Raw genomic sequence first — 13,710 nt, 5'->3', positions numbered from 1 at the left:
AATCTTTCCATAGAAAATATTGATAATTTGATAGTGACATAAGCAAACTATTCTAATGCGGGATTATTTATCTGTCTGAATGGATAGTATAAAATGTGATCAAGATAAGGTTCTTTAATCCTGACAATGGGGAATGAGATATATTAAATGCCAGAAAATCGCGATAAGGTTGGATGTGCTCTCTCCTTGCATCCAACCCCAGTTCTTTTAACTTCCGCGTTTAGGGGGAGACTTCCGCAGTTTTGTTAAAAACAAATCAACTGGAGATCAAAAAAATACGATTAAGCTATCAAAGCCTATTGGTTGCTTTCTGGGCAAAGAGGAGTCCTGCCCGGCCATCAGCATACCTATTTATCCTCTCTGGTTTTAAACCTAGAAAATCAAATACAGAAAATCGAAGAAACCATTAGGTTTACAAAAACTGCTCAATGAGCGCTATTCATTAAATGAATTCTCCTTTTGCATAAGACACTGCATTATGCTGTGTCTTATGCTGGAGTTAGATCGCGTTTTTCAACCTAAACGTATTAATTTCTCAGTAACAGATAGATACTTTCGTCACCGCGAAGAATGTTCAGCGCTATTACCGGAGGTTTAGAATCAATAACTTTGCGCAGTTCGTTAATGTTCTGTACCCGTTCATTATTGATCCCAACAATCAGGTCACTTTTCTGTAAACCAGACATTGCCGCAGGTGAGTTTTGCATGACACTGTCGATTTTCACACCGAAATTCCCTTTCACTTCACCATTGCTCAGAGTTGCGCCTTGCAGAGCAAGCGTTAGGTTTCCAGCTTTAGTGGTTTGACCTTCACTGTTTTCCAGAATAACGGAAACTTCCATTGGTTTGCCTTTACGCAATAAGCCAATTTTAATTTCTTTACCTGGTACAGTCGTACCAATTTTGGCTTTCAGTTCAGCAAAACTATTGATCTTCTTACCATCAACAGAAACCAGAATATCACCGGATTTAATGCCTGCTTTCGCTGCCGCAGATTTTGGCAATACTTCACTGACAAATGCACCGCGCTGGGCATCAATATTGAATGCTTTGGCGATATCGGCGTTCATTTCAGTACCTTTGATACCGAGAATACCGCGTTTGACTTCACCATGAGCGATAAGCTGCTCACTCAGGGTTTTTGCCATATTACTTGGGATGGCAAAGCCGATACCGATATTACCGCCACCTGGCGCCAGAATTGCTGTGTTGATACCAATTAATTCGCCGTTTAGATTAACCAGTGCACCACCGGAGTTACCACGGTTTATAGAGGCATCGGTTTGGATAAAATTTTCTAACCCTTCCAGATTCAGACCGCTGCGTCCTAACGCCGAGATAATTCCCGAGGTTGCAGTTTGACCAAGACCGAATGGATTACCCACCGCGACAGCAAAATCACCAACCCGGAGCTTGTCGGAATCGGCTATTGTGATTGCCGTTAAATTCTTGGCATCTTTCAGTTGCAGCAAGGCGATATCAGTTTGAGCGTCGCGACCTAGCAGTTTAGCTTCATATTCACGCCCATCGTTCAGTTGTACACGGATTTTATCCGCATTCTCAATAACGTGATTGTTGGTCAATATATAACCTTTGGCGGCGTCAATGATGACACCTGAGCCAAGCCCCTGAAATGGGCGGGTACTTTCACGGCCCATTGGCAGATTTGGGCCAAAGAAGAACCTGAACTCTTCAGGTATACTCTGCTCCTGTTGTACCTGAGTACCGGAAACATGCACGCTGACAACTGCCGGCAATACTTTTTCAAGCATCGGTGCAAGGCTTGGCAACTCCTGACCGGCAATAGCAGCGGGCAATGCAGCGCTACTGATAGCAGGAACGGAAGCTATGGATAACCCAATACTGATTGCTAACGCACTAAGGAATAAGTTTTTTCTTTTCATCTAATTTCGTTCTCTTGTATATCTAAGCCAGAAGGCTAATAAGTTAATTCGGGCAAGTTGCCATGATTACTCTATGACTGTTAATTATTAAGTAAAGTTCATCTGGCAAACAGACTTTGCACGATTTTTTACAGGGATTTACATGATTGAAGGATAAAAAAACAAAACTTTTTGCAGGTGAAAGAACAGATCTTGCATTTGGAATTAATGCTGTGGCACAAAACATGCCACAGCAGAAATATTTACTGGTTTTTTTCATTAATCGGGCGGAACAGGCCGGAGGCGCCATCAGAGTAATCTTTTGGCGGCATTTTAACCGGAGCCTGATCATTATCTGCTTCTGATTCAGTTAGTCGATAATTGAATGGATTTTCTTGTACTGGCATATTCGGCATCAGCTCGTGGGAGCTTTTGACCATATGCTGATACAACTGACGATAATCGCGGGCCATATTATCGAGTAATTCTGCGCTGTGGGCAAAATGGCCGACTAATTCTTTACGATACTCTTCCAGTTCTGATCTATTATTCTCCAGTTCAGTTTGTAAGGCTCCCTGCTGGCGCAGCTTAGTGTTCCCAAAGCGCATAACCAGCGCTCCAATAACAAAACCAACTACTAATCCAATCAGTGCATACTCCCAAGTCATAGCTACTCCTTCATCAACATCGTTGTTCAGCAGAATGTTTCACTTAATTATCGTCACTATAACCGTTAATCTAGCTAGAGTGGAATATTGATCATGATTTACATATTGTTTGTAGACCTTATTTTGAACCTTATTGTAGACAATTGATCCGGTGATAAGGTCAATCTGAATCATAAAAACGATAAAAAACGGGCAATTATTTTTTAAGGATTTTTTTGTCATGCCATCATTGATTATCCCTTCGTCATTCTATCAGAAAGCCCTTTCTAAGGGGGAATACCAGCCAGATGATATCCAACGTCGTGTCGTCGCTCAATTGGATGTTATTCACTACGCCCTGATTAATACTTCTCCCAGCAATCCAGCGAAGCGAAAAAGCTTGAAAGAGCGCCTGAATAAACTATTAGGCAAGCAGACTTCAACGACCTGTACACCTGTTCAAGGGCTCTATATGTGGGGGGGTGTTGGCAGAGGAAAAACGTGGTTAATGGATATGTTTTACCAGAGTTTGCCGGGTGAAAGAAAACTGCGTTTGCATTTTCATCGCTTTATGCTGCGGGTGCATGAAGAATTAAAGGTGTTACAGGGGCATGCGGATCCGCTGGATATTGTGGCGGATGGTTTTAAAGCAGAAACCGATGTGCTCTGTTTTGATGAGTTCTTTGTTTCTGATATTACGGATGCCATGATCCTTGGTACATTGTTGGAAGCTCTGTTTGTCAGGGGGATCACGTTGATTGCAACGTCCAATATTCCTCCTGATGAGCTCTACCGTAATGGTTTACAGCGAGCTCGTTTTTTACCTGCTATTGAGCAGATTAAAAAATATTGTGACGTAATGAATGTGGATTCAGGTATTGATTACCGGCTGCGTACTTTGACACAGGCTCATCTCTATTTCACACCGCTGAATGAGAATAACGAACGGGCTATGGATCGAATATTTATCCGTTTGGTTGGTAAAAGCAGTGAGCAAGCCCCGGTGTTGGAAATTAATCATCGGCAGATGCCGGCAATTCGCAGCGCCGATGGGGTATTGGCAATTGGATTTAAAGTCTTGTGTGAAGATGCCCGTAGTCAGGTGGACTACATTGTTTTATCAAAACTTTATCACACCGTTTTGTTATATCAGGTTCCAGCGATAATGCCTGGTAATGAAAATGCCGCCCGACGTTTCCTGGCGCTGGTTGATGAATTCTACGAGCGTCGGGTAAAACTGATAATTAATGCCGCGGTGCCGATGGAACAGATTTACCAAGGGGTTTTGCTGACTTTCGAATACCGGCGTTGCTTGTCTCGTTTGCAGGAAATGCAAAGCGAAGAATACCTGAAATTACCTCATTTGCCTTAATCTTGCGCTTATTCTGTATATTTCGGACTAAAGTTGATTTTAAATAATTCAAATTGGGGTCGATTTTTATTTGTGACTTCTCTATAATCTTGCGACCCCACGTTACAGCAATGTTTTTTTTCCCAAAAACTTGCATAGTGCCGGCATAGGCTATTCGAAGGGGTAGGTTTGCTGGACAAGAGTCGTGTGAACCTCAGCAGTTTTTGAACCTTGAGTGTTCACCAACGTGTAACTTATTATTGGGTAAGCTTTAATGAAAACTTTTACAGCTAAACCAGAAACCGTAAAACGCGACTGGTATGTTGTTGACGCAGATGGCAAAACTTTAGGCCGTCTTGCAACTGAAGTGGCTCGTCGTCTACGCGGCAAGCATAAAGCGGAATACACTCCGCACGTTGATACCGGTGATTACATCATCATTGTTAACGCAGAAAAAGTTGCTGTAACCGGTAACAAGCGTTCTGATAAGATCTATTATCACCACACTGGTCATATCGGTGGTATCAAGCAAGCGACCTTTGAAGAGATGATTGCCCGCCGTCCTGAGCGTGTAATTGAAATCGCGGTTAAAGGCATGCTGCCAAAAGGGCCACTGGGCCGTGCAATGTACCGTAAACTGAAAGTTTACGCAGGTAGCGAGCACAACCATGCGGCACAGCAACCGCAAGTTCTGGACATTTAATCGGGATCATAGGCAATGGCTGAAAATCAATACTACGGCACTGGTCGCCGCAAAAGCTCTTCCGCACGTGTCTTTATTAAGCCAGGTAGCGGTAACATCGTAATCAACCAACGTAGCCTCGAAGTTTATTTTGGCCGCGAAACAGCACGCATGGTTGTTCGTCAGCCACTTGAGCTGGTTGATATGTTGGACAAACTGGATCTGTACATCACCGTTAAAGGTGGTGGTATTTCTGGTCAGGCAGGCGCAATCCGTCACGGTATCACCCGTGCACTGATGGCATACGACGAAACTCTGCGTTCTGATCTTCGTAAAGCTGGCTTTGTTACCCGCGATGCTCGTGAAGTTGAACGTAAGAAAGTTGGTCTGCGTAAAGCACGTCGCCGTCCACAATTCTCCAAACGTTAATTTTTTGTCTTTATGGCAATTACTTAATGTTCAAACCCGTCTTTATGGCGGGTTTTTTACTTAATTATCCATACACTTCCCCCAAAATGTACAAAATCTGGTAAACTAGTGCCAATTTTTGCCTCATCCATTTATCTGCCTACTATCTGAACGATAGCCATTGTGTCGAGTAGCGCATGCCGTATTCACCGCTGTGGCGCAGAAACATAAGGGGTGAGAATGAATGAGTAGGAATAGTCGCTATAGCGTGGGACTATTCATTCCTTTTTTAGATAAACTTGGAGGTTTTCATGGCTGTCGCTGCCAACAAACGTTCGGTAATGACTCTGTTTTCAGGCCCGGCCGACATTTTTAGCCATCAAGTGCGAATTGTACTGGCGGAAAAAGGTGTCAGTGTTGAAGTTGAACAGGTTGAGGCAGGTAATTTGCCACAGGACCTTATCGATCTGAACCCTTATCAGACAGTTCCGACTTTGGTTGACCGTGAGCTGACGCTGTATGATTCCCGCATCATTATGGAATATCTCGATGAGCGCTTTCCTCATCCGCCATTAATGCCAGTGTATCCGGTTGCCCGTGGTTCCAGTCGTTTGATGATGCACCGCATTGAGAAAGATTGGTATTCCCTGATGCACACTATTGAGAAAGGTAATTCTCAGGAAGCCAATGCTGCCCGTAAACGATTAGCAGAAGAATTGCTGGCAGTAGCGCCAATATTTAAAGAGATGCCATTCTTTATGAGTGAAGAATTCAGTTTGGTTGATTGCTATCTTGCCCCTTTACTATGGCGTTTACCTGAACTGGGTATAGAGTTGCCGAGTTCTGGTACCAAAGATTTACAAATTTACATGCAGCGTGTCTTTGAACGTGATGCATTCCTGGCTTCATTAACCGAAGCTGAACGTGAAATGCGCTTGCAATCCAGGAACTGATTTATGGAGCTGTCTCAAATGTCTCCTCGTCGCCCTTATTTGTTGCGTGCTCATTATGAGTGGTTACTAGATAATAATATGACTCCATATCTGGTTGTAGACGTGACTTTATGTGGAGTAAATGTACCAATGGAATATGCCCGTGATGGGCAAATTGTGCTGAATATCGCGCCGAGAGCTGTTGGTAATCTTGAGCTAACCAATGATGAAGTACGCTTCAATGCCCGTTTTGGCGGTATGCCCCGTCAAATTAATGTACCAATGGTGGCGGTTATCGCTATTTATAGCCATGAAAATGGGGCAGGAATGATGTTTGAGCCTGAAGCAACTTATAAAGATGAATATCTTTTTGAGCCCACTTCAGGGCATGATAAAGCTGGCGCTTCTGCGGCAGATAACCTGGTATTAGTTACGGATACTCTCCGCGATGCTGAAGATAATAGTGGAGCTTCACCCGAGGATGAGCCACCAAAACCGACAAAAGGGCGTCCTGCTTTACGGGTAGTAAAGTAGTAAAATAAGCGCTAAAAAGGGGGCAAGTTGCCTCCTTATTTTTTCAAATTTATTGATTAAAATTCCACATTGTAGGCTTTCTCTAGCTCCCAGAAACATTCTTCTACCCTGCCTTTAGCTTCGTAGTCTGTGATAGACCCTAAGCTCTTTCTGACTTTATTGACAAACTCTATTTTATTATCTCTAGTTTCAAGTTCTGGCGGGATTGTACAGATATCAGCTAATAATATGTTGTTTTCTTTATCGGCAGTAGCAAGGACATCAACGGGATTATTAATTAATGCCATAGAGAGTGCGTAACGCATCTCTTTGGAAAAATCCAGATGTATACTTTGAGTTAATTTAAAAGCCAGTTTTATCCAGTCACGGTCACCAGTAGTAATTTTGTGAGTGATTTCTTGTCTGGCTCCTGTTTCCCCTAATTCTGCAACGACAGAGTTGATACCTCTATTCATAATCTCTTTATTAATATTATCGGGTGTAATGTTTCGTGACAGCGCAAGCACCGGAAGACTAGTACCAGTAAGTAACGCCAAAGACAACAAAATTAGAGATTTAATTAATTTCATTAATATTTCCAGAGTTTATAGTTGAATAAGTACAGTGCTATCTGAACCGGGTAGTTGGTAAAATCCACTATAACAAGATGAAATATAGCTAAATGTTAATTATGACAGCAGTAAGTCCGGAATGTTCATTAAATACATTCACTCTTTATATAAAGATAGTCCAGCTAATATAAATTATCGAGATGATAATAGGAAGGTTTGGGAGCTGGAAAGCTCCCTTTGTTGATTAGATCTTGAGGTGGTCGAGAATGCCCTGTGCAGCTTTACGCCCTTCGGCAATTGCGGTTACAACCAGATCTGAACCGCGAACGGCGTCTCCGCCAGCAAATATCTGAGGATTGCTGGTCTGAAACGGTATGTCTGAGAACTCAGGTGCAACGATACGCCCCTGTTTATCCAGCGCTATTTGATGATCATTTAACCAGCTCATTGTATGTGGTTTAAAACCAAATGCCATAATCACGGCGTCAGCTTCGAGCAGATGTTCGGAGCCGGTGATAATTTCAGCCTGGCGGCGTCCATTTTCATCAGGTTTACCTAATTGGGTCCGTACCATTTTTATGCCACAAACTTGACCTGAACTGTTGATTTCAATGCTGAGAGGTTGCAGATTAAACAGAAATTCTACACCTTCTTCCCTGGCATTTTTCACCTCGCGGCGGGAGCCTGGCATGTTAACTTCGTCACGGCGGTAAGCACAGGTAACTGAAGCCGCTTTTTGGCGAATAGACGTTCTGACGCAATCCATCGCCGTATCGCCACCACCGAGAACTACGACCCGTTTACCCTGCATATCAATGAAAGGCTGTGATTGCAGGGGGGAATACCCCATCAAGTGTCGGGTATTGGCAATCAGAAATGGCAGAGCATCATAAACGCCATCAGCATCTTCATTTACCAGCCCCCCGCGCATTGACTGATAGGTTCCTACACCAAGAAATATGGCATCAAACTGCTCTGTCAGTTCAGATAGGGCGATATCTTTGCCTATTTCAATATTGAGCCGGAATTCAATTCCCATCTCAGAGAAAATTTTACGTCGGCGTATCATCACCTCTTTTTCCAGTTTAAACGCAGGTATGCCAAAAGTGAGTAATCCGCCTATTTCCGGGTGGCGATCAAAAACGACTGCTTGTACGCCATTACGGGCTAATACATCAGCACAGGCCAGCCCTGCGGGGCCTGCACCAATAATCGCAACTTGTTTACCTGTTGGCTGAACTTGTGACATATCGGGCTTCCAGCCCATCGCAATCGCTTTATCGTTGATGTAGCGTTCGATGTTACCAATAGTGACGGCACCAAACTCATCATTCAGGGTACAGGCGCCTTCACAAAGGCGATCCTGTGGACAAACACGGCCGCAAACTTCCGGCAGGCTGTTTGTCTGATGGGATAAATCAGCGGCTTCCATAATGCGCCCTTCATTGGCAAGTTTAAGCCAATTGGGAATGTAATTATGGACAGGACATTTCCATTCGCAATAAGGATTACCACAGGAAAGGCAGCGATCTGCCTGGGTTTGTGCCTGAATTGCTGAAAATGACTCATAGATTTCCACAAATTCTATTTTGCGGATCTTCAGCGGCTTTTTAGGCGGATCGACGCGTTGTAAGTCGATAAATTGATATACATTCTGGCTCATCTGGGCTCCTTATTGCGCTTGAATTCGCAACTCTGCGGAAGAACGACTGCGATGTCCCAGCAGGGCTTTCACATCACTGGATTTGGGTTTCACAAGTGCAAATTTGCTCAACCACTGTTGCCAGTTAGCAAGAATATCTTCACCGCGCTGGGAGCCGGTCAGGAGAACGTGTTCAGTGATAAGTCCTCTCAAATGTTCTTCGTGGATAGCTAAGGCCTCTACTGCCAGTACTTCCACCAGCTCTGGGTTAACCCGTTTGCGGAAATCATCATTTTCATCCAGAACATAGGCAAAGCCGCCGGTCATTCCTGCACCAAAGTTTATTCCGGTGCGTCCGAGAATACAGACGATACCGCCTGTCATATATTCACAGCCATTATCTCCGATACCTTCTACAACGGTAATAGCACCTGAATTGCGAACAGCGAAGCGTTCTCCGGCACGTCCAGCGGCGTACAGATTGCCTCCAGTTGCTCCATACAGACATGTGTTGCCAATGATGGTTGCCTGATGGCTTTTGAAGGCAGAACCGACAGGAGGGTGTATTACGATGCGGCCACCGGCCATACCTTTACCAACATAATCATTGGCATCACCGATAAGTGTCAGCTCCAGGCCACCAGCATTCCAGACACCAAAACTTTGGCCGGCAGTACCATTAAAATGAATTTTTATTGGAGTAGCCGCGACGCCCTGATTACCATAGCGGGCAGCGATAAAGCCGGAAAGAGAAGCCCCGACTGAACGATCGGTATTACGGATATCAAAATAGAAGGTTTTACTTTGTTGGCTCTCAATATAACTGGAGGCTTGAGCTAATAAGTTTTTATTCAATGTGCCATTATCAAATGGCGGGTTATTTTCAGTGCAATATAATGTTTTGCCCTGATGGGGTTCAGCTGTTGCCAAGAGCGGCTCAAGATTTAATTTGCTCTGTTTTGCTGAAATACCTTCCAATACTTCCAGCAGTTCAGTTCGGCCTATTAAGTCAGTGAGATTTTTGACTCCTAATTCCGCCATGATCTCTCTGGTTTCACGGGCGATAAAACGGAAGTAATTCATTACCCGCTCAGGCAATCCGTGGTAATGGTCGCGACGTAATTTCTCATCTTGCGTTGCAACACCGGTCGCACAGTTATTCAGGTGGCAGATGCGCAGATATTTGCATCCAAGGGCAACCATGGGGCCGGTGCCGAAACCGAAACTTTCAGCACCAAGAATGGCTGCTTTGATAATGTCCACGCCTGTTTTCAATCCGCCATCTACCTGTAAGCGGATCTTATGGCGCAACCCATTGGCAACCAGAGCTTGTTGGGTTTCCACTAATCCCAATTCCCAGGGGCATCCGGCATATTTCACCGATGACAATGGGCTGGCACCCGTACCGCCATCATAACCTGCGATAGTAATTAAATCGGCATAAGCCTTGGCAACACCCGTTGCAACAGTACCAACGCCTGGCTCTGAAACCAGTTTTACTGAGATCAGTGCATTGGGATTGATCTGTTTTAGATCGAAAATCAACTGAGCCAGATCTTCAATAGAGTAAATGTCGTGATGCGGTGGTGGAGAAATCAGTGTTACGCCTGGTACGGAATAACGTAGTTTTGCAATATACGGTGTGACTTTATCACCCGGTAATTGCCCGCCTTCTCCAGGTTTAGCACCTTGGGCCACTTTAACCTGAATCACATCAGCGTTGACCAGATAAGCGGGTGTCACACCGAATCGGCCGGAAGCAACTTGCTTGATGCGGGAGACTTTTTTTGTTCCATAACGTGCAGGATCTTCTCCGCCTTCACCAGAGTTGGAAAAACCACCCAGTGTATTCATTGCTTCTGCCAGAGCTTCGTGTGCTTCAGGGCTTAATGCGCCAATCGACATTGCGGCGGTATCAAAGCGTTTAAACAGCGCTTCGGCGGGTTCTACTTCTTCAATGGGGATAGATTCATCTTTTGTCTTTATCGCCAGCAAATCACGGATTGTGGTTACTGGGCGCTGATTAACCAAACGGCTATATTTCAAATAATCGCTGTATTCGCCACTGTGAACCGCCGATTGTAGCGTGCTGATGACATCCGGGTTATAAGCGTGGTATTCGCCATTATGCACATATTTCAGTAACCCTCCCTGATCAACTGGATGGCGGGGAAGCCATGCTCGCTTGGATAAGTTTCGCAGATCCTGTTCAAAATCGCTGAAGTTGGCACCACCAATCCGGCTGACAACACCATTGAAGCAAAGCTCAGTTAATTCAGAATGTAAGCCGACAGCTTCAAACAGTTTAGAGCAACGATAGGAGGCGATAGTTGAGATGCCCATTTTCGACATGATTTTATATAGCCCTTTATTGATGCCATTGCGGTAGTTGAGCATGACATCAGCATAGGGTTTATTAATCGTGCCATTATCGACCATTTTGGCCAGTGATTCGTAAGCCAGATAGGGATAGATAGCGGTTGCACCAAACCCCAGCAGCACAGTGAAGTGATGCGGATCACGGGCACTCGCGGTTTCTACTATCAGGTTGGTATCACAGCGCAGGCTTTTTTCTACCAAACGGTGCTGAATGGCCCCGACAGCCATAGGAGCCGGTATGGGTAACTTCTCCGGCGTAATATTGCGGTCAGATAATACCAGTAATACTGCACCATCTCTGGCGAGTTGTTCAGCCTGGTCACATAATACAAACAGCGCATTTTGCAGATGAGTTTCCTGCGGATTGAAAGTTAAGTCTAAACGTTCTGCACGATAGTGCGGACTCTGTTGTGTTGTTAATTGATGAAAATCAGAGTAGAGCAGAATAGGGGATTTAAAACTTAACCGATGTGCCTGTCCTTCAGCTTCACAAAATACGTTCATCTCCCGTCCAATGCAGGTGGTGAGAGACATAACGTGCGCTTCGCGTAGTGGATCAATTGGTGGATTAGTGACTTGAGCGAATTGCTGACGGAAATAGTCATAAATAATCCGTGGGCGGCTGGAAAGTACAGCAAACGGCGTATCATCACCCATTGACCCCGTCGCTTCCTGACCATTCTCTCCCAGGACCCGGATAATTTGATCCAGTTCTTCATTACTGTAGGCAAATTGTTTTTGATAAACCGCCAGTGATTGATCGTTCAGATCCCGGTGACCCGCCCTATCTTCCAGTAATTCTTCAAATGGGATCAGGCGCTTGACGTTTTTATCCATCCATTCTTTATAGGGATGGCGGCTTTTCAGGTCATTATCTGTTTCTTCTGCATGCAGGATACGGCCTTGGCGGGTATCAATCACCATCAGTTCGCCAGGGCCGACTCGTCCCTTTTCTACTACTTCGTCGGGCTGATAATCCCAGATGCCGACTTCGGAAGCACAAGTGATCAGTTTGTCTTTAGTGATGACATAGCGTGCCGGGCGTAAACCATTACGATCCAGATTACAGGCAGCATAGCGGCCATCTGACATGACGATACCGGCAGGACCATCCCAGGGTTCCATGTGCATAGAGTTGAAATCAAAGAAAGCGCGCAGATCTTCATCCATATCAGGATTGTTCTGCCATGCAGGCGGGACCAGCAACCGCATAGCACGGATTAAATCCATTCCGCCATTGAGAAACAGCTCCAGCATATTATCCAGTGAGCTGGAGTCTGATCCTGTTTCGTTGACAAAAGGAGCGGCGGATTGCAGATCAGGGATAAGCGGGGTTTTGAATTTATAGGCTCTTGCCCGTGCCCACTGGCGGTTACCGGTGATGGTATTTATTTCACCATTATGAGCGAGATAGCGGAAAGGCTGGGCCAATGGCCAACGTGGTACGGTATTGGTTGAGAAACGCTGGTGGAACAGGCAGATTGCTGATTCCAAGCGTAAATCAGCCAGATCAGGATAGAAACGGGGCAAATCTGCCGCCATGCACAGACCTTTATAGATAGTGACCAGATTGGACAAACTACAAACATAAAAGTCACTGTCGCTGATGCGTTTTTCTATCCGGCGGCGGGCAACGAATAAACGGCGTTCTAAATCACGGGCACGCCAACCCGCAGGAGCATTAACAAAAACCTGTTCGATACGGGGGAGGCTGGAAAGGGCTATTTCGCCCAGAATATCACTGTTGGTCGGTACTTCACGCCAGCCAACGACTGACAGTGTTTCATTTTGCAGCTCCTGTTCGACTATTTCCCGGCAATTTTGAGCAATCTGAGGGTCCTGGCTGAGAAATAGCATACCGACTGCGTAATTGCGGGCTAAACGCCATTCGTGCTCTTGTGCAACCATCCGAAAAAAACGGTCGGGTTTTTGCAGCAATAAACCGCAACCATCGCCGGTTTTACCATCTGCCAGGATTGCGCCACGATGTTGCATTCGTGCCAGTGCATGGATAGCGGTACGTACTACTTTGTGGCTTGGCTCCCCTTCAATATGGGCTATCAGTCCAAAGCCACAGTTATCCTTTTCTTGAGATTTGTTATACAGCATAGTGTGAACCTCCCCAGGTCCTGTCCGACTCTCACAGAAACTCACAGAAATTTGTGAGATTAATATTTTTACAGGCGTCTGAATTGCGCCCTCAATCAACCGCCACCTGTCTATTGACTATGAACAGGCGGTACGGAAATAGTATTATGTCACTGCATAATTATGGTTCAGATGAGGATCTGACGGATGATTTCTAGTGACTTCCCAAGTTAACGAGAAATGCAGATCAGGTCAAATATAGCCGGGATAAGATAAATACAGGCAAAAAATAGAGTTAATTGCATGATTCATAAATGAAAAAATTAATATAAAAGTTGTGTGATATAGATCATGTTAGGATTTTAATGTGAGTTATATCACTAATATTAGTGTAATATCTGTTTTATATATACTGTTAAATGTTTGTTTGTTGGATTTAAATTCCGATAAATATAAACTAAATAGAATTAATATATATTTTTATTTCTTTATAAGAATAAAGTTTTATCTTTTTGTGGTTATCAACCGAGTGAAAAAGAATTTTATGCTTATTTTGTCAATGGATTTGATTATTTATTCATGCTTGGATTGTGCGAAAAGACCGGCAGGGGTA

Annotated in this window: 10 protein-coding genes; 5 read left to right on the top strand and 5 right to left on the bottom strand. The window is 44.5% G+C overall.

The genetic code is table 11. From position 1 onward, the window contains the following. Positions 1-527: 527 nt before the first annotated feature. Together degQ and zapG are read right to left on the bottom strand one after the other, a co-directional pair. Positions 528-1,904 (bottom strand): serine endoprotease DegQ, encoded by a 1,377-nt coding sequence (gene degQ / locus LGZ99_RS14545; RefSeq protein ID WP_036840306.1) that lies wholly within the window; start codon positions 1,902-1,904, stop codon positions 528-530. Positions 1,905-2,146: 242 nt separating this feature from the next. Continuing rightward, positions 2,147-2,551: a Z-ring associated protein ZapG gene (zapG, locus tag LGZ99_RS14540; protein WP_021323576.1), complete on the bottom strand. Its 405-nt coding sequence runs from the start codon at positions 2,549-2,551 to the stop codon at positions 2,147-2,149. Positions 2,552-2,771: 220 nt separating this feature from the next. On the opposite strand from zapG, the gene zapE reads away from it, so the two are divergent. The 5 genes from zapE (at position 2,772) to sspB (ending at position 6,437) form a co-directional block, all read left to right on the top strand. Next, on the top strand, positions 2,772-3,902 hold the full coding sequence (zapE, locus tag LGZ99_RS14535; protein ID WP_262979249.1) for a cell division protein ZapE: 1,131 nt from the start codon (positions 2,772-2,774) through the stop codon (positions 3,900-3,902). Positions 3,903-4,155: 253 nt separating this feature from the next. Further along, positions 4,156-4,584 (top strand): 50S ribosomal protein L13, encoded by a 429-nt coding sequence (rplM, locus tag LGZ99_RS14530; RefSeq protein WP_011148147.1) that lies wholly within the window; start codon positions 4,156-4,158, stop codon positions 4,582-4,584. 15 nt (positions 4,585-4,599) lie between these two features. Then, positions 4,600-4,992: a 30S ribosomal protein S9 gene (gene rpsI / locus LGZ99_RS14525; protein ID WP_021323578.1), complete on the top strand. Its 393-nt coding sequence runs from the start codon at positions 4,600-4,602 to the stop codon at positions 4,990-4,992. Positions 4,993-5,282: 290 nt separating this feature from the next. Further along, complete coding sequence (gene sspA, locus LGZ99_RS14520; RefSeq protein ID WP_021323579.1) at positions 5,283-5,924, top strand: stringent starvation protein SspA; 642 nt, start codon at positions 5,283-5,285, stop codon at positions 5,922-5,924. 3 nt (positions 5,925-5,927) lie between these two features. Then, positions 5,928-6,437 carry a ClpXP protease specificity-enhancing factor gene (gene sspB / locus LGZ99_RS14515; RefSeq protein ID WP_021323580.1) on the top strand — a complete coding sequence of 170 codons (510 nt, stop codon included), beginning with the start codon at positions 5,928-5,930 and terminating at the stop codon, positions 6,435-6,437. Positions 6,438-6,493: 56 nt separating this feature from the next. On the opposite strand, the gene LGZ99_RS14510 is transcribed toward sspB, so the two are convergent. The 3 genes from LGZ99_RS14510 to gltB all read right to left on the bottom strand — a co-directional run bounded on the left by LGZ99_RS14510 (position 6,494) and on the right by gltB (position 13,118). Beyond that, positions 6,494-7,006, bottom strand: coding sequence for a hypothetical protein (locus tag LGZ99_RS14510; protein ID WP_023044335.1), 513 nt, complete (start codon positions 7,004-7,006; stop codon positions 6,494-6,496). 226 nt (positions 7,007-7,232) lie between these two features. Then, positions 7,233-8,651, bottom strand: coding sequence for a glutamate synthase small subunit (locus tag LGZ99_RS14505; protein ID WP_036840311.1), 1,419 nt, complete (start codon positions 8,649-8,651; stop codon positions 7,233-7,235). A gap of 9 nt (positions 8,652-8,660) precedes the next feature. Then, positions 8,661-13,118, bottom strand: coding sequence for a glutamate synthase large subunit (gene gltB / locus LGZ99_RS14500; protein WP_036840314.1), 4,458 nt, complete (start codon positions 13,116-13,118; stop codon positions 8,661-8,663). Positions 13,119-13,710 lie beyond the last annotated feature (592 nt).

The organism is Photorhabdus temperata (assembly GCF_025384845.1).
Lineage (GTDB): Bacteria > Pseudomonadota > Gammaproteobacteria > Enterobacterales > Enterobacteriaceae > Photorhabdus > Photorhabdus temperata.
The sequence above is the reverse complement of the archived record's forward strand: the minus strand, read 5'-3'. Positions and strand labels throughout refer to the sequence as shown.

What these genes read in the sequence shown, in the direction of transcription:
- gltB (WP_036840314.1), bottom strand. Translation starts at nt 13,118, where the DNA reads ATGCTGTATAACAAATCTCAAGAAAAGGATAACTGTGGCTTTGGACTG.
- sspA (WP_021323579.1), top strand. Translation starts at nt 5,283, where the DNA reads ATGGCTGTCGCTGCCAACAAACGTTCGGTAATGACTCTGTTTTCAGGC.
- LGZ99_RS14510 (WP_023044335.1), bottom strand. Translation starts at nt 7,006, where the DNA reads ATGAAATTAATTAAATCTCTAATTTTGTTGTCTTTGGCGTTACTTACT.
- zapG (WP_021323576.1), bottom strand. Translation starts at nt 2,551, where the DNA reads ATGACTTGGGAGTATGCACTGATTGGATTAGTAGTTGGTTTTGTTATT.
- rpsI (WP_021323578.1), top strand. Translation starts at nt 4,600, where the DNA reads ATGGCTGAAAATCAATACTACGGCACTGGTCGCCGCAAAAGCTCTTCC.
- degQ (WP_036840306.1), bottom strand. Translation starts at nt 1,904, where the DNA reads ATGAAAAGAAAAAACTTATTCCTTAGTGCGTTAGCAATCAGTATTGGG.
- zapE (WP_262979249.1), top strand. Translation starts at nt 2,772, where the DNA reads ATGCCATCATTGATTATCCCTTCGTCATTCTATCAGAAAGCCCTTTCT.
- sspB (WP_021323580.1), top strand. Translation starts at nt 5,928, where the DNA reads ATGGAGCTGTCTCAAATGTCTCCTCGTCGCCCTTATTTGTTGCGTGCT.
- LGZ99_RS14505 (WP_036840311.1), bottom strand. Translation starts at nt 8,651, where the DNA reads ATGAGCCAGAATGTATATCAATTTATCGACTTACAACGCGTCGATCCG.
- rplM (WP_011148147.1), top strand. Translation starts at nt 4,156, where the DNA reads ATGAAAACTTTTACAGCTAAACCAGAAACCGTAAAACGCGACTGGTAT.